This window comes from Sphingobium cupriresistens (assembly GCF_004152865.1).
Lineage (GTDB): Bacteria > Pseudomonadota > Alphaproteobacteria > Sphingomonadales > Sphingomonadaceae > Sphingobium > Sphingobium cupriresistens.
This window is the reverse complement of the sequence record NZ_SEOO01000003.1, coordinates 1-21988: the sequence shown is the minus strand read 5'-3', so window position 1 is coordinate 21988 and position 21988 is coordinate 1. Positions and strand designations below refer to the sequence as shown.

The 21988-nt window shown below is 64.9% G+C and carries 18 protein-coding genes; 7 read left to right on the top strand and 11 right to left on the bottom strand.

The window, feature by feature from the left end:
- Positions 1–28: 28 nt before the first annotated feature.
- Positions 29–961, bottom strand: a complete 933-nt coding sequence (gene nudC / locus EWH12_RS02610) for an NAD(+) diphosphatase (RefSeq protein WP_066599343.1) — start codon at positions 959–961, stop codon at positions 29–31.
- Positions 948–2015 carry an A/G-specific adenine glycosylase gene (locus EWH12_RS02605; protein WP_129925608.1) on the bottom strand — a complete coding sequence of 356 codons (1068 nt, stop codon included), beginning with the start codon at positions 2013–2015 and terminating at the stop codon, positions 948–950. Before EWH12_RS02605 ends, nudC begins: the two co-directional genes overlap by 14 nt.
- Before the next feature lie 26 nt (positions 2016–2041).
- Here EWH12_RS02605 and EWH12_RS02600 point away from each other — a divergent pair, with 26 nt between their 5' ends.
- The 4 genes from EWH12_RS02600 to smc all read left to right on the top strand — a co-directional run bounded on the left by EWH12_RS02600 (position 2042) and on the right by smc (position 7674).
- Positions 2042–2584: a DUF721 domain-containing protein gene (locus EWH12_RS02600; protein WP_066599332.1), complete on the top strand. Its 543-nt coding sequence runs from the start codon at positions 2042–2044 to the stop codon at positions 2582–2584.
- Positions 2585–2698: 114 nt separating this feature from the next.
- The gene (locus EWH12_RS02595; protein WP_066599329.1) at positions 2699–3385 is read left to right on the top strand and encodes a thioredoxin domain-containing protein; all 687 of its coding nucleotides are present in this window, start codon (positions 2699–2701) and stop codon (positions 3383–3385) included.
- 45 nt (positions 3386–3430) lie between these two features.
- Positions 3431–4162 carry a DsbA family protein gene (locus EWH12_RS02590; protein WP_129925607.1) on the top strand — a complete coding sequence of 244 codons (732 nt, stop codon included), beginning with the start codon at positions 3431–3433 and terminating at the stop codon, positions 4160–4162.
- Positions 4163–4230: 68 nt separating this feature from the next.
- On the top strand, positions 4231–7674 hold the full coding sequence (gene smc, locus EWH12_RS02585) for a chromosome segregation protein SMC (RefSeq protein WP_129925606.1): 3444 nt from the start codon (positions 4231–4233) through the stop codon (positions 7672–7674).
- Between the two features lies 1 nt (position 7675).
- On the opposite strand, the gene EWH12_RS02580 is transcribed toward smc, so the two are convergent.
- The gene (locus tag EWH12_RS02580) at positions 7676–9130 is read right to left on the bottom strand and encodes a phospholipase D-like domain-containing protein (RefSeq protein ID WP_066599324.1); all 1455 of its coding nucleotides are present in this window, start codon (positions 9128–9130) and stop codon (positions 7676–7678) included.
- Positions 9127–10035 carry a 4-hydroxybenzoate octaprenyltransferase gene (gene ubiA, locus EWH12_RS02575; protein ID WP_066599321.1) on the bottom strand — a complete coding sequence of 303 codons (909 nt, stop codon included), beginning with the start codon at positions 10033–10035 and terminating at the stop codon, positions 9127–9129. The genes EWH12_RS02580 and ubiA overlap by 4 nt, the downstream gene beginning before the upstream one ends.
- Positions 10036–10129: 94 nt before the next feature.
- On the opposite strand from ubiA, the gene EWH12_RS02570 reads away from it, so the two are divergent.
- Both EWH12_RS02570 and EWH12_RS02565 read left to right on the top strand, forming a co-directional pair.
- The gene (locus tag EWH12_RS02570) at positions 10130–10876 is read left to right on the top strand and encodes a 16S rRNA (uracil(1498)-N(3))-methyltransferase (protein ID WP_129925605.1); all 747 of its coding nucleotides are present in this window, start codon (positions 10130–10132) and stop codon (positions 10874–10876) included.
- Between the two features lie 99 nt (positions 10877–10975).
- Positions 10976–12349: a glutamate--cysteine ligase gene (locus EWH12_RS02565; protein WP_066599315.1), complete on the top strand. Its 1374-nt coding sequence runs from the start codon at positions 10976–10978 to the stop codon at positions 12347–12349.
- Positions 12350–12521: 172 nt separating this feature from the next.
- On the opposite strand, the gene EWH12_RS02560 is transcribed toward EWH12_RS02565, so the two are convergent.
- Positions 12522–13820, bottom strand: coding sequence for a methyltransferase family protein (locus EWH12_RS02560; RefSeq protein ID WP_129925604.1), 1299 nt, complete (start codon positions 13818–13820; stop codon positions 12522–12524).
- A gap of 160 nt (positions 13821–13980) precedes the next feature.
- On the opposite strand from EWH12_RS02560, the gene EWH12_RS22135 reads away from it, so the two are divergent.
- A complete protein-coding gene (locus EWH12_RS22135) occupies positions 13981–14133 on the top strand; it encodes a CBS domain-containing protein (protein ID WP_165363559.1) in 153 nt (50 codons plus the stop codon).
- 297 nt (positions 14134–14430) lie between these two features.
- Here EWH12_RS22135 and EWH12_RS02545 read toward each other — a convergent pair whose 3' ends face one another.
- The 6 genes from EWH12_RS02545 to EWH12_RS02520 all read right to left on the bottom strand — a co-directional run bounded on the left by EWH12_RS02545 (position 14431) and on the right by EWH12_RS02520 (position 21813).
- A complete protein-coding gene (locus EWH12_RS02545) occupies positions 14431–15822 on the bottom strand; it encodes a purple acid phosphatase family protein (RefSeq protein ID WP_129925603.1) in 1392 nt (463 codons plus the stop codon).
- Complete coding sequence (locus tag EWH12_RS02540; protein ID WP_066599304.1) at positions 15822–18644, bottom strand: TonB-dependent receptor; 2823 nt, start codon at positions 18642–18644, stop codon at positions 15822–15824. The genes EWH12_RS02545 and EWH12_RS02540 overlap by 1 nt, the downstream gene beginning before the upstream one ends.
- Positions 18645–18836: 192 nt before the next feature.
- On the bottom strand, positions 18837–20051 hold the full coding sequence (locus tag EWH12_RS02535; RefSeq protein ID WP_129925602.1) for an acetyltransferase domain-containing protein: 1215 nt from the start codon (positions 20049–20051) through the stop codon (positions 18837–18839).
- A gap of 23 nt (positions 20052–20074) precedes the next feature.
- Positions 20075–20692, bottom strand: coding sequence for a hypothetical protein (locus EWH12_RS02530; RefSeq protein WP_129925601.1), 618 nt, complete (start codon positions 20690–20692; stop codon positions 20075–20077).
- Between the two features lies 1 nt (position 20693).
- Positions 20694–21422 carry a HupE/UreJ family protein gene (locus EWH12_RS02525; protein WP_129925600.1) on the bottom strand — a complete coding sequence of 243 codons (729 nt, stop codon included), beginning with the start codon at positions 21420–21422 and terminating at the stop codon, positions 20694–20696.
- Between the two features lie 10 nt (positions 21423–21432).
- On the bottom strand, positions 21433–21813 hold the full coding sequence (locus EWH12_RS02520) for a hypothetical protein (protein ID WP_066599294.1): 381 nt from the start codon (positions 21811–21813) through the stop codon (positions 21433–21435).
- Positions 21814–21988: the final 175 nt, after the last annotated feature.

Here is a 21988-nt window from a genome sequence, read left to right as displayed (position 1 = left end):
CAAAATCATGAAGGGAAGGGGATCGGCCTTACGCGCTTGCGCCGGCGCTCACAAGGCTGGCGGCGGCGACGTCCGCCAGCCAATGGTCGAGCAGGTGCCAGGCCACAGCCATCGTCGGCGGGGCGAGGAAGGGGGCATCGGGATCGCCCGCCATCGCGGCGCGGACCTGATCCGCATCGCACCAGAAGGCATCTTCTATCTCGGTCGGATCGAGCGTCAGCGCATCGTCCAGCGCCTGCCCGATGCAGGCGATCATCAGCGAGGAGGGAAAAGGCCAGGGCTGGCTCATCACATAGCGGACCTTATGCACCCGCACGCCTGCTTCCTCGAACAATTCGCGCGCGACCGCTTCCTCGATCGTCTCACCCGGTTCGACGAAGCCGGCCAGCGCCGAATAGCGGCCGGGCGGCCAGGCGTGCTGGCGGCCGAGCAGGATGCGCCCGCGATGTTCGGCCAGCATGATGACGACCGGGTCGGTGCGCGGGAAATGTTCGGCGGCGCACGCCTCGCATTTGCGCGACCAGCCCGCCTTGGCAGGCTGCGTCGTCCCGCCGCAGACCGAACAATGGCGGTGGCGGGCATGCCAGTGGACCAGGCTGCGCGCCGTGCCATAGAGCGCGACCTCTTCGGTCGGGACCAGCCCGGCAATGGCCCGGCTGCGCGGCGTGGGGACCAGATTGGGGCCAAGGTCCGCGACCAGCCGGGCGAAGATCGGCCGCTTGCCCGGATCGATGCCCAGCAGCAGATGATCCTCGACCTGCGCGTGCGGCTCCAGCGGCTCCAGCAGCAGATGCCCGTTCACCTCGACCGGCTCCAACCCGTCCAGCACCAGCAGGCGCGCGGCCGGATCGGCGAACGTCTCCGCCAGAAGCGCGGGGTTGGTGCGGATATGGTCCACCCGGTCCAGATTGCTGCCGACGAAGCCCGGCACCGCCTTTATCGCTGGATCAGTTCCGTGCATCTGCCTGCCCTTCCTTCCTCACCGCGTGGGCCGCCCGAACGAACAATGTCGGCAATCCCGCCTCGCCGATACGGTCGATCGGCCACCATTCGCCTGCGCCCTCCGGCGTTTCGTTCGCTTCCACATGGGCATGGTGGACGCGCAGCGCCAGAGAGAAATGGGTGAAGACATGGGCGACCGGCTCATCGATCGTCGTCCAGGCGGCGGCGATCGGCGGCGTCGGGTCAGGCGCGTCGCCCCAATCGGAACTGGGCAGCGCCCGCATCCCGCCCAGCAATCCCTTGTCCGGGCGGCGCACCAGCCAGACATGGCCTTCCCGCTCGATCCACCAGCCATGGCCGGTGCGGTGCGGTCGCACTTTCTTCGCCGCCTTGACCGGGAAGGCCGCCGGGTCGGCGGTCAGCACCGCGGCGCAATCCTGTCGCAACGGGCAGATGCCGCAGGCCGGATTGCGCGCCGTGCAGATGGTCGCGCCCAGGTCCATCATCGCCTGCGCGAAATCCCCGGCGCGGGCATCGGGCGTGATGCTGTCGGCGGCGGCGCGGATCGCCGGCCGGGCGGCGGGGAGCGGCGTCGCTATCGCGAACAGCCGCGCCACCACCCGCTCGACATTGGCGTCCACCACCACCGCGCGCTGGCCGAAGGCGATCGCCGCGACGGCCGCGGCGGTATAGGCGCCCACCCCCGGCAGCGCCCGCAGCCCATCCTCCGTATCGGGAAAGACACCGCCATGATCTTGCGCCACCGCCCGCGCGCAAGCCAGCAGATTGCGGGCGCGGGCATAATAGCCAAGCCCCGCCCAGGCGGCCATCAGGTCCGCGTCTTCGCTGGCGGCCAAATCCTGAACCGTGGGCCAGCGCGCCAGGAATTTCGCATAATAGGGGCCGACCGCCGCGACCGTGGTCTGTTGCAGCATCACTTCGGACAGCCACACCCGGTATGGATCGGCGGCATTGCTGCCCGGCGGCGCGCGCCATGGCAGTCGCCGGGCATGGACGTCATAATGAGCAAGCAGGTCGCTTGCGATTTTTGTGGCTCTACCCTCGACGCGCATGGCGACCCTATGCCATTAAGCGGGCCATGACGGAACGCCCGGCCCCCCCGAAATATAAGAGTCGCAAGCTGCCGGCCGAAGACAGGCCGCGCGTGGGCGCGCCGCGCGCGATCGCGGACCTGATGCCCGACATCGGCCGCGCCGCTTTCCGCAAGTTCGGCTTCGTCCAGTCCAGCATCGTCACCCGCTGGGCGGAGATTGTCGGCGCCCATTATGCCGGCATTTCCGCGCCCGAATCGATCCGTTTCCCGGTGGGGCAAAAGGCTGGCGGCACGCTGCAACTGACGGTGATGAGCGGCCATGGGCCGATGGTGCAGCATATGCTGCCCGATATCGTCGAGCGGGTGAACCGCTTCTTTGGCTATGCCGCCGTGACGAAGGTCGCGATCCGGCAGGGCGATATCAGGCCCGTCGCGGCCGAACGCCGCCCGCCGCCCCGCAATTTGAAGCCCATTCCGGTCGAGCTGGGCGATTCGCTGCGCGATATCGGCGACCCGGAATTGCGCGCCGTGCTCGAATCTCTGGCGCAGGGGCTTGCCAACAGCAGCGGATTGCCGAAGATCAACTGACGCGATCGACTTGAAAATCGCGTCAAAAAAGACTGAGCGATCAACTTGAAAATCGCGCCAGAAACGATGCTATTCGGCTGTGGTTCAGCCGGACCATATTACGGATCGCCCGCCATGAAAAAACTGCTCCTGCCGCTCGCTTTGCTTGCCGTTCCCGCTGCGCTGATCGCCGCGCCCGCCGCCAATTGGGTGAGCCGGGTCGTGCTGTCACCGATCGGCGGCCATGCGATGGGCAATCCCAATGCGCCGACCAAGCTGGTCGAATATGTCAGCTACACCTGCTCGCATTGCGCCCATTTCGTCGGCGAAGCGAGCGGCCCGCTCAAGAACGACTATGTGAAGGGCGGCAAGGTCAGCGTCGAAGTCCGCAACGCCGTGCGCGACCGATATGACCTGACCGCCGCTCTGCTCGCCCGCTGCGGCGGCCCGGCCCGCTTCATGGGCAATCATGAGGCGTTGTTCGCCAACCAGACCGCCTGGATGCCGCAGATCGAGGCCTATGATGCGGCGACGACGCAAAAGCCCTCGGACCAGACCGCGGCGATGCGCGACATCGGGCGGAAGACCGGCCTTTATACGCTGATGACCCAGCGCGGCTTCACCCATGCCCAACTGGACGCCTGCATCGCCAATCCCACGGCGATGAAGCAGATCCTCGCCATGACCGACGACGCCTGGAACAAGGTGAAGATCGGCGGCACGCCCGGCTTCGTCGTCAACGGCACGCTCGTCAAGGGATCGACCTGGTCCATTCTCCAGGCCGCATTGCCCCCCGCTGCATTGCCCACGGCCGCGCGCTGATCTAAACCCCTCTTCATACCGCCAGTCATCGGAGCCTTGCCCGTCGTGAAAGCCGTTTCCGCTCTTGCCCTCATCGCCGTCAGCCTGACCCTCGCCGCCTGCGGCAAGAGCGAGGAAGGCGCCAAGCCCAGCGGCGATCCCGTCGCCGCCGTCGCCGCCCCTGCCGGGACCAGTTGGTCGCAAACGATCGCGCAGACGCCCGAAGGCTATTATCTGATGGGCAATCCGTCGGCCAAGATCAAGCTGGTCGAATATGGCTCCTACACTTGCAGCCATTGCAAGGATTTCTCCGCCGAAGCGTCGGAGGAGATCAAGAAGATCGTCGATACCGGCAAGATGAGCTTCGAATTCCGCACCTATGTCCGCGATCCGATCGACCTGACCACCGCGCTGCTGGCCGGCTGCGGCGGCAAGGACATATATTATCCGCTGTCGGAGCAGTTTTTCGCCAACCAGGCGGCGATGTTCGAAAAGGTGCAGGGTAATGAGGCCGCCTTCCAGGGCGTGGAAAAGCTGCCCCCGGCGCAGCGCCCCGGCGCGATCGCGCAGATTGCGGGCCTTGTCGAATATGCCCAGCAGCGCGGCATTTCCGCCGATCAGGCGAAACAATGCCTGGCCGACACCGGCGCGGCCGAACGGCTCGCCAAGGGCGTCGAGGCGGCGAACAGCCAGTATCAGATCCAGGGCACGCCCAGCTTTCTCATCAACGGCGTGCTGGTCGACAATGTCGCCAACTGGTCCTCGCTCCAGCCCAAGCTCAAGGAAGCGGGCCTCTGATTGCGCCAGCGGGGGCTGACAGCATCGTTTAGCAAGGCCGGGGCGGCGCGCCGCCCCGACATGACGTCATGCAGATAAAGCGGCTCAAACTCTCCGGCTTCAAAAGCTTCGTCGACGCGACGGAGTTGCGGATCGAGCCGGGCCTGACCGGCATCGTCGGCCCCAATGGCTGTGGCAAATCCAACCTGCTGGAAGCCATTCGCTGGGTCATGGGCGAATCCAGCGCCAAATCCATGCGCGGCGGCGGCATGGAGGATGTCATCTTCGCCGGCACCGCCACCCGGCCGCAGCGCGATTTTGCCGAAGTCTCGCTGCTGACGATCCAGGAACAGGGCGAACTCTTCAACGCCGTCGATGTCGGCGCGGACGGCGAACTGGAAGTCACCCGCCGGATCGAGCGCGGCGCGGGCAGCGCCTATCGCGCCAATGGCCGGGACGTGCGCGCCAAGGATGTGTCGCTGGTCTTCGCTGACGCCGCCACCGGCCCGCACAGCCCCGCGCTGGTCAGCCAGGGCCGCATCGCCGCCGTCATCGCCGCCCGCCCGCAGGAACGGCGCGCCATGCTGGAGGAAGCGGCGGGCATCGCGGGGCTGCATGTCCGGCGCAAGGATGCCGAACAGAAATTGCGCGCGGCCGAAGCCAACCTCGCCCGGCTCGATGAAATCCTGCTGGACATGGATGCGCGCGCCAATGCGCTGCGGCGGCAGGCCCGCGCCGCCGAACGCTATATCCGCCTGTCCGACCAGATCCGCGTCGCCGAAGGCCGCACCCTCTTCGCCCGCTGGCGCGAAGCCAATGCGAGCGCCGAGGCGGCCCGCGCCGAAGCGAAGCAGGCGGACGCCGCCGTTGCCGCCGCGCAGGAGGGGCAACTCGCGGCCGCCGCCCATGCCCAGGCCGCCATCGCCACGCTGGCCGATCGCCGCGCCGCCGCCCAGAGCGCGCGCGACGACGCCAATGAGGCGGGCCATCGCCTCGCCGCGTTCCGCACCGAGCGCGAGGCCGTGGTCCGCCGCCTTGCCGACCTGGCCCAGCAGGCCTCCCGGCTGGAGGAGGATCGCGCGCGCGAAGGGACGCTGGCCAATGACGCCGCCGATGCGATCGCCCGGCTGACCGCCGAGATCGCAACGCTGAAGGCGCGTATCGCCGAGACGGACAAGCTGCGTCCGGCCTTCGCCGCCCGCATCGCAGCGGCGGCGGATGCCGCGCGCGACGCCGAACTGGATCTGGCGCGGGCGATGGCGACTCAGGCGGCCGAACAGGCCGAACTGCGCGTCGCCGAAGCCGCACTGGCCGCCGCGCGCACCCGTCTCGACCGGGCGGAGCGTGAGGTGGCGCGGCTTGCCGCCGAAGCCGCGGCCTTGCCCGACGCCGCGCCACTGGAGGCGCAACGCGCCACCGCGCTGGCCGATCAGGACAAGGCCAAGGCCGATCGCGACGCCGCCGAAGCGACGATCCGGACCGCCGACGCCGAGCGCCAGTCCGCCGCCGAAGCGCGCGCCACGGCGGAGGCCGCCCTGTCCTCCGCGCGCGCCGCCCTCGCCGCGCTCGATAGCGAGGCGGCGGCGCTGAAACGGGCCGTCGATAGCGGCGCGGGCCACCGGTCGCGCGCGCTCGACCAGTTGAAGGCCGCGCCCGGTTATGAACGTGCGCTCGCCGCCGCGCTGGGCGACGACCTCGAAGCCCCGGTCGGCGCGGACGGCAAGCGCCGCTGGGCCGGCGCCGATGCGCTGTCTGGTGATCCAGCCTTGCCCGCCGGCGCCACCCCCTTGTCCGACCATGTTACCGCGCCGGCCGAACTGGCCCGCCGTCTGGTGCAGATCGCTGTCGCCGAGCATGACGAGGGCCAGCCGCTCGCCGTCGGCCAGCGTTTCGTCACCCGCGATGGCCAGTTGCGCCGCTGGGACGGCTATGTCGCGCTGGAAGGTGGCGCGGCGGCGGCCGAACGGCTGATCCGTCTCAATCGGCTGGACGCGATCGCCGCTGCGCGCCCCGCGCTCCAGGCCGAAGTGGAAAGCGCCGCCGCTGCCCAGGATGCGGCCAAGGCGCGCGAACAAGCCGCCGCCCAGACGCTGGTCCAAGGGCGCAGCAGCCTGTCGCAGGCCGACCAGCGGTTGCGCGCCGCGCTCCGCGCCGCCGACGAGACGACGACCGCGCTCGAACGGCTGGCCGGGCGGCGCGAGGGGATCGAAGAACGGCTGGGCGAAGCGCAGCGCGATCGCGCCGCCGCACAGGGCGAGCATGAAAAGGCGCGGGCCGGCCGCGCCGCCGTGCCGGACGGCGCAGAGACGCGGGCGCTGGTCGCCGCCCTTTCCCAGGCCAGCGACAAGGCGCGCGCCGCCGTCAGCCAGCTACAGGCCGATCAGGCGCTCGCCGACCGCGCCCTGTCCAGCGACCGCGAGCGGCAGGCGGCCGCCGATGCGGAGATCAAGGGCTGGCGCGCCCGCGCCGGCGAGGCGGCCAAACGCATCGCCGCCATGGTCGCCCGCGCCGAAGAGATCGCGACCGAGCGTGCGACGATCGAGGCGCAGCCCGACGCGCTGGCCACCGCGATTAGCGCGCTCAGCGATCGGGGATCGGCCCTGACCGACGCCGCCGACCAGGCCCGCCGCGCCGAATTGGAGGCGGAAGTCGCGCTGCGCGCCGCCGAAGGCCGCGCCGCTCAGGCGGGCGAGACGCTCGCCGCCGCCCGCGAAGCCCGCGCCACCGCCGTCGCCCGCGCCGAAGCCGCCGACGAACGGCGGGTCGAAACCAACCGCCTGTCGGGCGAGCGATTCGAATGTCCGCCGCCGGTGCTGCCGGAAAAACTGGGCTTCGCCAGCGCCGAGGTGCGACTGGCCCAAACCGAACTGGCCGATCATGACCGTTTCCATGCCGAACGCGAAAGGATCGGCCCGGTCAACCTGATCGCCGCGCAGGAACTGGAGGAACTGGAAGCTGCCCAGGCGAAGAGCCGCGCCGAAAGCGAGGAACTGACCCAGGCGATCCATCGCCTGCGCGGTTCGATCGGCAGTTTGAATCGCGAGGGGCGCCAACGCTTGCTCGCCGCGTTCGAAGCGGTGGACGGCCATTTTCGCCGCCTCTTCACCACCCTCTTCAACGGCGGGCAGGCGCATCTGGAACTGATCGACAGCGACGATCCGCTGGAGGCGGGGCTGGAGATCATGGCCCAGCCGCCGGGCAAGAAACTGGCGGCGCTGACCCTGTTGTCGGGCGGGGAACAGGCGCTGACCGCCGTGGCGCTGATCTTCGGACTGTTCCTGACCAATCCCGCGCCGATCTGCGTGCTGGACGAAGTCGACGCGCCGCTGGACGACGCCAATGTGGAACGCTTCTGCGACCTGCTCGACGCAATGGTGGCGCAAACCAACACCCGCTATCTGATCGTCACCCACAATGCCGTCAGCATGGCGCGAATGCACCGGCTGTTCGGCGTCACCATGGTCGAACGCGGGGTCAGCCGGCTGGTGTCGGTCAACCTGCAAAGCGCCGAAGCGCTGCTGGCGGCGGAGTAGTTCAGCCCCGCCCCAGCCAGCCCTTCATCCGGCGGAAGAGGCCGCGTTCGCTGATCGCTTCGAACATCTCTTCCGGCCCTTCGGGATCCAGCACCTCATGGTCGGCGATCCAAGCCTGCACCTCGTTCAGGTCTGGGGTCACATAGGGACGCAGCGTCCGGCCCGGCTTCTGCCGCAATTCCTCGATCCCCGCCACCAGCCCGCGTTCGGCGATCACCGCCGACACGCGCTCGGCCGGCAGGTCTAAATGTTCGGCGATGAGGTCGTCGCGGATCTTCAGGATCGTCGCCTGCCGCCCGTCATTGCCGGGTAGCTGCGTATCGATACAAATGTCGCATTCGGTGTCCAGCCGCATCGACCGATTGTTCATGTTGGACGATCCGACCCGGATCAGCCGATCATCGACGATCAGCACTTTGGCATGGACATAGATGGGCGCACCGCGCTGGGTGAAGGGATGATAGATGCGAAAACGGCCGTGTGGATCGCGGCTCTTGAGCGCTTCGTACAGACGCGCGCGGGCCGTATCCATCGCCTGCTGTTCCAGCCAGCCGTCGGCCTGCTGCGGATTGACGATGACGATGTCCGGCCCGTCCGCTTCGCCCAGCCGCCTGGCGATCGCTTCGGCGATCCGGCGCGACGCGAAATATTGGCTTTCGGCATAGATGTGCCGCTTGGCCGCCGCGATCTGGTTCAGGTAAAGCCGCTCGATCTCGATCAGTTCGTCCTGATCGTCCATCTTCGGCGCGCTGCGGGCGATGGCGATATCGACGCCCTCGAACTGCACCGGCAGCTTGTCGGGCCAGCAATCCTGCACGCCTTCGACCGGGTCCAGCGGATCGCCGCCCGCGCCGACCCAGCGGTTGCGCGCATGTTCGCCCAGCGCCGCGGCGATCGGCCCCATCAGCGCCGTGGTCGCGTCATGCCAGGGACCATAGGGCGACCCGTCGGGATGATGCCGGCCCGGCTCCTCGTCGCGATGATGGCGCGTGTCCCACCGGTCGCCGGTCATGTCGATGCCGCCGCAAAAGGCGAAGCAATCGTCGATCACCACGATTTTTTGATGATGCGAGGCGGCGGGCGGGTGATGGCTGTCCAGCTTTACCGTGACGCGCGGATGCGCCATCCATTTCAGCGTCGTGAACAGGTTGGTCGGCCGGACCATCGACTTCATCGCGCCGACATCCCAGCGCAGCAGGAAAATCTCCAGTTCCGGCGTGCGTTCGACCAGCCAGCTGATGAAATCGCCGATCACCGCAGGCGCGCCGTCATCCACCTCATCCTCGCGGATCAGGCTGATCGCGGCGTCGAAATCCCATCCGATCAGCATGATGCGGCGCTGCGCCTTCATCATCGCGGCGCGGGCGTTGCGGAAATAATTGTCGGCGTCGATAATGACGCTCGCTCGCTCCGCCCGCGCGATGCGCCAGCAATCGTCGCCCGGTTGCGGCGTCATGCGGCGCTGCTCCCCACCACCAGACAAGCCAGAAACATCAGCAACCCCGCAAAACGATTGGACCGGAATTTGGACAGCGGATCGACACCATCCTGTTCGAGCGTCGCCACCTGCCACAGCAAATGCGCCGCCATCGGCGCCAACGCAGCGAGCGCCAATATCTGATCGCGCACCTGCCAGATCGCGCAGGCCCACAGCGCCAGCGCCAGCGCATAGCAGAACGCCACCCCGCCCCGCACATGCCGCCCCATCGACAAAGCGCTCGACCCGATTCCGATCAGCGCATCATCCTCCCGGTCCTGCAGCGCATAGATGGTGTCATAGCCAACCACCCAGAAAATGGTTCCCGCATAGAGCAGCACACCCGGCAGGCTGAGCGCGCCCATGACCTCGCTCCACCCGACCAGCGCCGCCCAGGAGAAGACCAGCCCCAGCCAGACCTGCGGCCAACCGGTGATCCGCTTCATGAAGGGATAGGCCGCCACCAGCGCCAGACTGCCCAGCGCCACGATCTGCGCATAGCGATCAAGCCGCACCAGCACGATCAGGCCGATGAGGCACAGCGCCAGCAGCCAGGCCCAGGCGAGCTTCACCGACATCGCCCCGCTCGCCAGCGGCCGGGCGGCGGTGCGCGCCACTTTCCGGTCCAGGTCGCGATCGACAATGTCGTTGAACACGCAGCCCGCGCCGCGCATCGCGATGCTGCCCAGCAGCAGCCAGCCGATCAGCGGCCAGCGCGCAAAGCCGCCACCCGCCAATGCGACCGCCCATGCGCCCGGCCAGAAGAGCAGCCACCAGCCGATCGGCCGGTCGAACCGCGCCAGTTGCGCCAATATGCGCGGCGTGTCCGGCAGTCGCGCCAGCAGGCCGCGCGCTTCGCTGTCGGGGACGATCGTCTGATTCACCGTGACTCCGTTCGCATGAGCTTGTCGAAGCCCGCATCTTCTCTTTAGGGAAGATCGGGCCGACCACAAGCGCGGCCGAACCGGAAGAGACAAAATGACCGCAACGCCCGCCTGGCCGCCGCAAAGCGCGCCGCGACTCCATGTCGAAACCCAGCTGGGCGAGGGAGTTGCGGTGCCGATCGACGGCAATCCGGCCCATTATCTGATCGCCGTCATGCGGGTGAAGCCCGACGATATCGTCCTGCTGTTCGACGGCCGGTCGGGCGAATGGGCGGCGCGGGTCCGCGATATTCGCAAGCGCGATCTTGTGCTGGACTGCGTCAGCCGGACCAAGCCGCCCGAACAGGTGCCCGATTTCTGGCTCTGCTGCGCGCCGATCAAGAAGGGGCGGATCGACCTGATCGCGGAAAAGGCGTGCGAACTGGGCGTCGCCCGCCTCCAGCCGGTGCTGACCCGCCGCGCGGTGGTGGACAAGCTCAACCTCGACCGGCTGCACAGCCATCTGGTCGAGGCGGCCGAACAATGCGGACGCACCGCGCTGCCCGACCTCGCCGAGATGGTGAAGCTCGACGCCTTGCTCAAAGCCTGGCCGGTCGATCGCCACCTGTTTTTCGCCGACGAGACGGGCGGGGCGCCTTTGGAACAAAGCCTGCGCGCCCATCCCGGTCCTGCCGCCTTCCTGGTCGGGCCGGAGGGCGGATTCGATCCCGCCGAGCGCGACGCGATCCGCGCGACGTCGGGCGCGGTGCCGGTGTCGCTGGGGCCGCGCGTCCTGCGCGCGGAAACGGCTGCGATCGCCGCGACTTCGGCCTGGATGACGCTGAACGGGGACTGGAACTAGTTTCATTCCGCTATTGGATTGAAGCGCTTAAGGCCAAGCCCTATGTGGTGATCGCCCGTCTTTGTTTGACGGGCCAAGGGGAAGCAGTAAGGGCGGGGCATGAGCACCAGAACCGACTCAGCGGGACATGATCCCGTCATCGAAAACCGCGACCAGCTGATCGCGGCCTTTTCCAAGGGCGAAAAGCCCAAGGACCGCTGGCGGATCGGCACCGAGCACGAGAAATTCGTCTATAATCGCCGCGATCATCACGCCCCGTCCTATGAGGAAAAGGGCGGCATCCACACGCTGCTGATCGGCCTGACTCGCTATGGCTGGAACCCCGTGTTCGAGGGCGAGAATATCATCGCCTTGTCCGGCGCCGACGGCACGATCAGCCTGGAGCCTGCGGGCCAGCTCGAATTGTCGGGCGCGCCGCTGGAAAATCTGCACCAGACCTGTGCCGAAACCGGCCGCCATCTGGAGCAGGTGAAATATGTCGGCGACATGCTGGGCCTGGGCTTTCTGGGCCTGGGCATGTGGCCGGACAAGACGCGCGCCGAATTGCCGATCATGCCCAAGGGCCGCTACGAGATCATGCTGCGGCACATGCCGCGCGTGGGATCTATGGGCCTGGACATGATGCTGCGCACCTGCACCATCCAGACCAATCTGGATTATGGCAGCGAAGCCGACATGGCGCAGAAATTCCGCACTTCGCTGGCGCTACAACCGCTCGCCACCGCGCTGTTCGCCAATTCGCCCTTTACCGAAGGCAAGCCCAACGGCTTCCTGTCCTATCGCAGCCATATCTGGTCGGACACCGATCCGGGGCGCACCGGGATGTTGCCCTTCGTGTTCGAAGATGGTTTCGGCTATGAACGCTATGCCGACTATGCGCTCGATGTGCCGATGTATTTCGTCTATCGCGACGGCAAATATATCGATGCCTCCGGCCTGTCGTTCCGCGATTTCCTGGACGGTAAACTGGCCGTTCTGCCCGGCGAAAAGCCCACGGAAAAGGATTGGGAGGATCATCTCTCCACCGCCTTCCCCGAAGTGCGGATGAAGAGCTTCCTGGAGATGCGCGGCGCCGACGGCGGGCCGTGGAACCGCATCTGCGCGCTGCCGGCTTTGTGGGTGGGCCTGCTCTACGACCAGGGTGCGCTCGACGCGGCGTGGGATGTGGTCAAGGACTGGACCATGGAGGAACGGCAGATATTGCGCGATTCCGTGCCGAAGCTCGGCCTCGACGCGCCGATCGGCGGCGGGCGCAAGCTGCGCGACATTGCGGGGCAGGTTGTCGATATCGCTCGTTCGGGTCTGGCCGCGCGCGGTCGCCTCAACGGGGCGGGCGACAATGAGACGGGCTATCTGTCCTTCCTCGATGAGGTGGTTGCGTCGGGCAAGACCAACGCCGAACACCTGCTCGAACGCTATCATGGCGAATGGCAGGGCGATCTGAGCAAGGTCTATGAGGAAGAGAGTTTTTAAGGGCAGAGCTGACGTCAGCGACCGTTCGTCCTGAGTAGCCATTGAGCGAAGTCGAAATGGCGTATCGAAGGATGCGCATGGACCCGATGCTTCGATACGAGCCTTCGACAAACTCAGTCTCTACTCAGCAAGAACGGATATTATGCAACTTAAAGTCACCGCGCTCTAAACCCTATTCCGCCGCCGGCGCCGTCATCGCCGTCTCACGCTTCTTGCCTGTGACCCAGGCGAAGAAGCGCGGCACCGGCGCGTTGCGCTCCATCCAGTCGCTGTAGATGCGATAGTCGGGGTCGGCCGACAAATGCTGTTCTTCGGTCTTGGCGCGCCAATAATAGACCGCATTGGTCAGCCCCAGCATCGCGCAATTGCGCACCATGTCGGTCAGCGACCCGCTGACCGACAGGAAGGGCAGGGCGGAAAACCACCAGAACAGATTCTTCGACAGATAGGCCGGGTGCCGCGTCCAGCGATAGGGGCCGTGGGTCAATATGCCGCGATGGGTGAGGTTGGAAAAGCGCAGGCCGAATGCCACCGTCGCCCAGGCGTACAGGCCCGTCAGCAGCACCAGCCAGCCGCCCAATATCCATTGCAGCGCGCTCGACCCCTGCGTCCAATAATCCCATTCCGCGCCGCCGGCATGATAATCGAGCGGCCCGCCGCCGCCCATCAGGACGAAGGGCGGGTAACAGATCAGCGCCGCCAGCCAACCGCCCAGATAAGGATTGGCGGTGCGGATATGCGAATCCAGCGGCTTGAAGGTCAATATATAGCCGACCGTCGCCAGGCAGACATCGATCATGAACATGATGGCGATCAGGAAGCCAGCCAGCGCCACCGGATGGGCGAAGGCATCCTCGGTCCGCCATTCGACCACGCTGGCGAAATTGCCCGGCACGATCGACACCATGAAGGCCAGGAAAAATCCCTTCACCGCCCAGGCGCGGGCATGGTGGCCGACCTGCACCATGTCGGCTTGTCCCGCCACGCCGCCGATCACCCATTGGCCGAAGCTGAAGCAGGCGTCCTTCGGCTCCACCAGTCGCCGGTCGATCCAGAGCATATAGGGGACGGACAGGACCAGCAGCCAGGGCGCGGCCGCCATGAACAGGTCCATCGAAAAACGGTAATTGCCGCTCCAATACCAGCGGGCGATGCAATAGAAGATGGCGATGGCGAGCCATGTCGCCCACAGCCCGGCGATCTTGATGATGCTGATGTCCAGCACGTCCCGAACGGTCCGCGCCGGCCCGCGCCAGTCGATCCCGGTCGATGCGTTGCGATGCACCTTGTCCACGATCAGCGACCACAGCACCATGGGCAGCCCGCAGGCGACCACGGCGGCAAGGCCCGCATTGGGACCGTTCATGCCATAATGGCGCGCCACCAGCGTCCAGAGGCCAAGTCCCACCAGGCCGGCAATGCCGACACCATGGCTAACGGCGGATTTCGGACAGGGATCGGCCTTGCTCATGTCCGCGGCTTTAGCGCGAAATGGTAAGCAAGCGGTGAACCGGCGCCCGCGGCCGATCGCTCGAAGACATCGGCGGCGTCCTCCACGTCAAGGGTTTCATCGGGGCGCGGATCGTGGGCAAGGTGGATGGCTTGCAAACCCTGACCGGCCATTGCCGCGCGTGGCCGCCACCACGATAACGACCCAACTGCTCGCACTGTTCAAGAAACAGCGGACCCATGCAGCGCTGGCGGTGGTGGAACATGGCGGCACGCTGGGCTTCGTTACGCTCGAAGATCTGATCGATGAGGAGGAGGCCGCCGAATCCGACTGAAGCCGCAAGACGCCCGATGGCGCGTGGCTGCTCGACGGGGAAGTCACGCTGGCCGAGCTGTCGGAAGATCATGACATTGTCTTCGAGCATGGCGACATCGTCACCATTGCAGGACTTCCCTTGCCGCCCGTGGCGTCATGCCCGAACTGGGCGAATTTATCGACCTGGACGGGTATCGGCTGTCGGTCGAGGCTATTGACGGCTACACGATCACCCGCATCCGGCTGGCAACCACCAAGGACGGGCGCGGCGGCAGGGGACTGACCCGCCGCACCCGTCCTTGCGATTATCGTGCGGCTATTTACCCCGCGCGACGCAGGCGCCGCCGTCCGGGCCGGTAACGCCGGTGCAGGTGCGCGCCGGCGGCAAAGGCTCAGCGATCTCGGCCAGCCTATTCCTGCCATCGGACCCGCGCGTCAGGTCAAAACCATCATACAAAGTGCCGCTGGCCGTAAAGGTGCGAAATTTCAGGCGATCCGCTTCCACGTCGATGATCTGATACAGTTCGGTCGCTTCGGCTGTCCGGTCAGGCTGCGTTCTGGCACGGTCATTGAGACCATACATTTTCGACCCGACGACCGACACCAGATAGACCGGTCCCTGCGCCGCCCCCTTGGCCCGTCCCGCCTTTCCAGCCTCGCTTCCTGCTTCCGCAGTCAGGCGGCTATAGCAATGGTCATGACCCTGCAGCACCAGATCAACGCGACGCCTGTCGAAGATCGGTTTCCAGGCCGCCTTCAGCTCCTCCGTGTCCTGCGGTCGCGCGCAGGTGAAGATCGGCTGGTGGAACAGGACGACATTCCAGTGGGCCTTGCTCGCGGCCAGTGTCGCATCGAGCCATCTCGTCTGCGCGTCAAGCTTGCCCAGATCGAGCGCGGCCGTGCCATCGAGAATGATGAAGCGCACGCCCTGGTAATCGACGAAATAGGTCGTGGCCTTCACCCCCGCGGCGCCGTTGCCGGGCAACGCGAACTGCAGCGGCCAATAGGGTCCAAGCTGGCGACTTTCCTTTCCGTTAGGCAGCAGCACATCGAGATATTCGTGATTGCCGGTCGCCGGGAGCTGGGGCGCCTGGCTGTAATTATAGCCGCCCGCCTGGTTCCACTCACCCCATTCATCATCATGGTCGAGATCGTCGCGCTGCGCCACGAGATCGCCTGCATGGACGGTCAGCGCGATCTCGCCCGCCGCGAATCCCTGACGGATGACGCGCGACGCATCAGCAAGGATGCCGTTCTGGGTATCACCCAGATAGAGGAAACGAAAGGGACGGAAATCTGCGGCCGCCGTGCGGAATTGCAGCCATTCGCTCCACCCCGCCGCGCCCTTTACCCGATAGGCATAGGCGCGACCCGGTTCCAGGCCGGTAAATCGCACCTGATGATAGTTGGCCGCGCCATTGGCGCTTTCGATCGGCCGGGTCGTTCCTATGATCGTGCGCGCCTCCCGCTCCAGCGTAGGGCCGTCCACCGCAACCGCGATCTGGGCTTGGGCATCGCCTTGCGCCCCGTCGGTGCGAAAGCTGACCGCCATTTCGCGCGCCGGATCTGCCCCAGCCGTCAGGACGATCCTGTCGGGGATCGGCCGCGGCGCATAGGGCAGGCCCGGCGTACGTGGCACCGCGATGGGTTGCGCGACAAGCGGCGTGGCAATCAGCGCGGCGGCGGCGGCGAGCAGGAGGGCGCGCATCAGAAGTTGGCCCGCACGCCGAACTTCATCGTATAGGAATATTTCTCATATTGCAGCAGTCGGCGTGTGGTCGGCGCGTTCTGATAGGCGACATATTTGGCGTTGTTGATGTTCACCCATTCGCCGAAAACCTGGATGTTGGGGGTGATCCGATAGCGTGCGCTGGCATCCAGCTGGAAATGCTGGCGGACATAGCGATCCTCATCCGCCACCGCCTGCACTTCATCAAGATATTTGTCGCGATAGGTGCCGGCGAGACGGACACTGACCGGCCCCTTTTCATAGCCCAGAACGACGTTGAAAGTATGCCGGGAAGAAGCGGGCAACGGAATGTCGCGCAATCCCCCGGTATCGCCATCGAAGGTCTGACCATCGGCATCGGTGAAGGTATAGTTGACGTTGGTCAGCAAGCCATCGAACGGCGCGGGCAACATCGAATAGACCTGCGAATAGGCGAATTCGATGCCCTTGATCTTCGCCTTGCCCATGTTGAGCGGGATGTCGGCCTCGGTAAAGGCGATACCGCGATACAGGCCGTTGAATGGCGCATCGTCGGCTTCGAACGTCACCGTGGTGATGTAATCGTCGATATCCTTGTAGAAGAAGCCGAGTTGCAGGACGCTGGACTTGGCGAAATACCATTCCGCGCCAACGTCGACGTTCCAGGCGCGATAGGGGGTAAGGTCTGGATTGCCGAATGCGCCCTCCAGATCGTCACCATCGCGTTCGATCGCAAAACGCGGCGCAAGCTGGCCGATGCCCGGCCGCACAAGGCTGCGGAAAACGCCAGCGCGCAGCACCACATCCCTGCTGGCCTCATAGCGAAGCAGCGCGCTGGGCAGCCAATCGGTATAGCTGCGGCGGATGCTGTTCGGCGCGACGATCAACTGCTCGCCGTCCTCGCCATCTTCGTTCAGCGTGACCGTGTTGCCGCGAATGTCGTTCTTGGTGTGCTCCATGCGCACGCCGCCGATCAGGCGCAATGGCCCAGCCTGATAGCGGCCGAGCAGATAACCGGCGTAAATATCTTCATCGACCGAGAAATCCTCGGCAATCGAGGCGAAGGCGGAGCCAAGCTCGTCGATCTCGAAATCGCCGATGTTGTTTTGCAGGAAACCGCGCTGCCCCTTCTTGGCGACGACAGGCCCAAGGTCGGCCAGGCGATAGGTCTGGGCGCCGACTACATCGGCAAGCGTGAAGTCACCATCATATTCGAGCGTATCGACATTCAGGTCGTACGCCTTCTTCCTTAGCCGCGCCTTGCCGCCGAATTGCAGGTCGAACGTGCCTTCGGCCAGGGCGAAGCTGCGCGTCACATCGGCGCGGAAGGTCCATTCCTTGTCGGTCGCGCGGCTCAGAGTCGTGCGGTCAAGGCTGTCGAATGCATAAGCGGAAGCGTCGTTGAAATCCGCAACGCTTGCGCCGCCGACGGTGAAGCCGGGGATCAGATAATTGCTATAGTCGAACCCGACCGTCAGATCGTCGCCATCCTCGCCGTTGAAATCGCGGCGGAAGGTGATCGGATCGATCGAGCCTTCTTCCAGTTCAGAGGCGCGCGACCATGCTGCGGAATAAACCAGCTTCCAGGGGCCGCTATTGGTTTCGCCGCCCACGGTATAGCTTTGGATCGTCTGCTTCTCGAAGCGGTCCTTCAGGTCGCGCTCGACCCGAATCTGGCCGTCGGCGCTGTCGAACGTGGCGCTCGCACCAGTGGAGGACGCAGGATCTTCGTCCATCTCGAAGATCAGGCGACGGCGATCTTCCTGATCGGAGAAGCGGTTGTAGATGCCGCGCGCGTACAGCCGCGTCGATTCGGCCGGCTGCCAGTCGAACGACAGCGATCCGCCGGTGCGAAGGCGGCGCACGTCATAGTCGCGATATTCGACCGTATCGGCAAAGCCGTTGCCAGCATCGTCGGTGTTCCAACCATCCATTTCGACATTGTCGGTCTCGAATTTGCGCAGATAATAGGAGGCGCCGCCCGACACGCCGAAATTGTCCGCGATGCGATTTGAGAAACTGACGCTGCCCTTGGGCGTCAGGTCTCCGGAATAATGGTTATACGAACCTTCCAGCGACGCGGCGAGCAGATCCTTCTTGCGATCAAATGCGCTGGTGGTGTTGATTTCCACCGACGCGCCGATCGTGTCGCCGTCCATGTCGGGAGTCAGTGACTTCTTGATCTCGATCGATTCGATCAGTTCCGACGCCACGACATCCAGCGCGACCGATCGCGTATCGGCTTCGGGCGCGGGCACGCGCACACCGTTGAGCGAGGCGGCGTTGAGACTGGGATCGAGGCCGCGCACGGCGATGAAGCGGCCTTCGCCCTGATCGTTGAGGACGTTCACGCCGGGCGCGCGGCGGACGGATTCAGCGACATTCTGATCGGGAAACTGACCGATCGAGTCGCGCGTCAGAACGCTCTCCACGCCGTCGGCGCCGCGCTGCCGGCTGAGCGAACTGGCAAGGTTGGCGCGCTGTCCGTTGACGAGAATGTCGTTGGCCCCGCCGAGCAGGACATTCTGCACCAGATCGCCATCCTGGGCGACGGTGATGCTCGTGTCGACCCGCTCAGCGCCCGTGTAAATCGCCCGCAGGGTATAGGTGCCCGCCGGAACGTCGGTAAAGCGATAACGCCCTGCCCGGTCCGCCTCGACGGTCCGGCCCAGTTCGACGATGGATATCTGCGCGCTCGGCAGCGTCCGGGTTCCTGTGATATCGGAAACCGTGCCGACCACATGGCCGGCCTGCGCGATGGCAGGAACGCAGAGCAGCGCCGTGCCGACAAGCAGGCGCGCGCGTATGATATTCGAAAGCATGATTCCCCCTGAGCATTAGTTGCAGGCTCGTTAGGGAATGAAAGTGACAGCCATGTTGTAATTGCGTGACATTATGATTGCACGGCATGACGCAGCAGTAGCAGGGCTTTGGCCATGATAACTGTCTGGGGATTAACCGCTCCAGCATCAGTACGCTGAAAAGACATGCCGATGCGCTCGGATGCTCCAGGCTTAAAGATATTTCAGCCACCAGATATCCTTGCGGCGCTGCTTGAGCCGGGCAAACCATCTCGTCGGAAAATAGAGAACCGGGATCAATATAAACACCCAGATCCATACCCACCGCAAATTATCGACGCCGAACACGGCGCCCTTCGTCGGGCCGTAAAGCAGCATCGCAATGTTGTAGAGCAGCTTGAGCGTGTAGAGATGGACGATGTAGTAGAACATCGGTGCGCCGCCCAGCATGGCGAGCGTCGGCATCACCTTGCTATCCTCGAACTTCTCACACAGCGCCAGCAACAGGCATCCGGTGCCCACGGTCAGCATCAGGAAGAGCAGCGATGGCGGATATTTGGTGAGCGCGAGGAAGCTCATGACGGTTCGCAACGGCGTGTCCGCGATGAACCAGGGCTTGTCGCCATAGAAATTGAGCGTGCGGATGAGCAGGAAGCCGACAAGCAGGCCCAGGCCCAGCATAGCCAGCCGCTTGATCCTTGGCTTGGGATCGGCGCCCCGCGCGAACCACGGACCGCAGGCATACCCTAACAGGATGATGCCGATCCAGGGCAGCACCGGATAGGTGGTCTTAAACAATATCCCGGCGATCTCGAACTTGTCGCGCTGGTGGAGCATCGCCCATGGAATGAAGAAGGGCGAATCCGGGCTTAGGCGAATCGGATCGAGCAGATTGTGAAGACAGACGATCGCCAACCCCAGAGCGAACTGCGCAGGGCGCGGCAGATGGAGCAGCGCAGCCAGCGCGATCATGCTGATGCCGATCGTATAGATCACCTGGAACCAGATGGTGGGCGGCGGGAATATGTTGGCCTGTGTCGGCCAAGCGTAGCAGACGATCGTGAATTCCAGGGCAATCAGGAAAAGCCCGCGCTTCAGCAGAAAAGCAGACACCTCGGCCCGGCTATGCGACTGGCCGTAGAGCCATGCCGAAAGACCGGTCAGTGCGACGAAAGTCGGCGCGCAGAAAGTGGAGAGCAGGCGGGTGAAGAAGAGACCCGGATCGGTTATATTCGCGTCAACAGGATCCGTGACCTGCAAATGCAGGAACCATGTTTCGCGGACATGATCGACCAGCATGAACAGCATCACCAACCCGCGCAGCGCGTCGATGGCGATCAAGCGCGTGCGCGCCTTTGCAGCGGCGACCGGCGATGTCATGCCGGGATTTAAGGCTGTAAGGGGCGCGTGGCCCGCAATGTTGTTCATCTGATTATCCCTCGCCTGGATCTTCACTCACCCTTGGGCAGGAAGAGATCCTTGTAGAAGCCGACCGTCTTGACGGTGACGGTGATCGGCGTTTCGCCCTTGTTGCGGAAATACCAGCCATGCGTGCCATCGAAGGGCGCAGTGAAGCCGCCCTGGCCGCCGGTGAGTTCGAGTTCCTTCCAATAGTCGGTGAAGGAACCGTCGGTAGCGCCGGTTTTTTCGCCGTGCATTTCGGCCTTCGCCGGACCACCTGTCGACTTCCACTGGAAGATGAAGCTGTCACCCTTGACCATGTGCGCCTTCACCTCTTGCCCGCTATGGGGCGCCAGGGTGATGGTCATCTCATCCTGGCGCCATGCGGCCGACTTGGCGATGGTCGCCTTGGTCGGGATCGCGATGTCGCTTGGGGCGGCAGCTTCCGGCGCGGGCGCGGGGGCTGTTTCAGCCGCCTCACCGGCAACCATGCCGTTCAGGCCAAGCGCCGTGCCGACGCCGGTGGGGTCGATGCCATATTCGGCCGGCAGCACGAACAAGGTGAGAATCGCAACGGCCGCGATGGCCGCGCCGCCGGTCGCCTTGGCGAGCGTGGAAGGCGAGGGTTTGATCAAGGTCGGAAGTGCGGAAGCAGTTTGCATGGTCATGTCAGGCACCCTGGGTAAAATAGCCGGCCAACTGGAAGCCGATGAGGACGAAGCCGGCGGTCATCAGCGCGGCGTTGGCGACGATGGCGCTACGATTGAAACTGGGCGACATGCGCCACAGGTTCATCAGCAGGAGGATCACGGTCAGCGCCATCAACTGACCCATCTCAACACCCACGTTGAAGCTGATGAGATTGGGGATCAGCCCGTCCTTGGCCAGCGTCAGTTCCTGGATCTTGGTGGCCAGGCCAAAGCCATGGAAAAAGCCGAAGATCAGCACCGCCGCCTTGGGATTGGGCGATACGCCAAACCAGGTCTTGAACCCGTCCAGATTGTCGATCGCCTTGTAGACGACCGACAGGCCGATGATCGCGTCGATGATGTAGGGGTTGGCGCGAATGTCGAAGATGACGCCCAGCAGCAGCGTGGTGCTGTGGCCGATCGCGAACAGCGTCACATAGGCGCCGACATCCTTCATCCGGTAGAGGAAGAAGATGACCCCCGCCAGGAACAGCAGGTGATCGTAACCGGTGACCATATGCTTGGCGCCCAGATACATATAGGGGATGATGTTGATCCCCGACGCGCCTTCGATGAAGGCCTTGTCATTCTCGTTGACGCCATGCGCCCAGAGCGTCGCGCTCATGAACGCCATGGCCAAGCCCAAAAGCAGCAGCACGATCCGCCGCAATATCTGGGGTTGGAGCGGAAACCGGATCGCGCTGTGCATGTCGGCGCCTTTACTTGGTCTGGAACGTCGCGAAGATTTTCGCGCCGCTCTTGTCAACCAGGGCGACGACGAGCTTGGCACCCTTGGCGGCCTTGAAACCGGGGGCGCTAAGCTTGTTGCCGCCGGCAGCCTTGAGCGCCGCTTCGGTCTTCTTGCCAGCGGCCGTCTGGGTGAGCTTCGCTGTGTAGCCGGCGGCGGCAACCGGCTCATCCTCTTCGCTCAGATAGACGTCAACGCCCTTGGGGCCGGTCACCAACTCGATCAGGGTTTCACCCGACATCTGGACAAGGCCGCCATGCTGGGGCTTCATGCTGCCGTGCGCGAACGCGGTAGCGGGCAGCGCGGCAAGCGCCAGGGCAGCAAGCCCCGTGCGGAAAAGATCGATCTTCATGATGCGTGTCTCCAATGGACTGGTGGAAAGACTTATTCCGGCAGGTGTGGGAGGACGAAGGACAGCGAGGCGCGATATTCCTCATGATCGACCTTCTTGTCGGTCGTCTGGCCGACATAGATCGCCATCAGCACATTGATGCCCTGATTGCGCAGCTTGATCGTGGCGGTGCCAT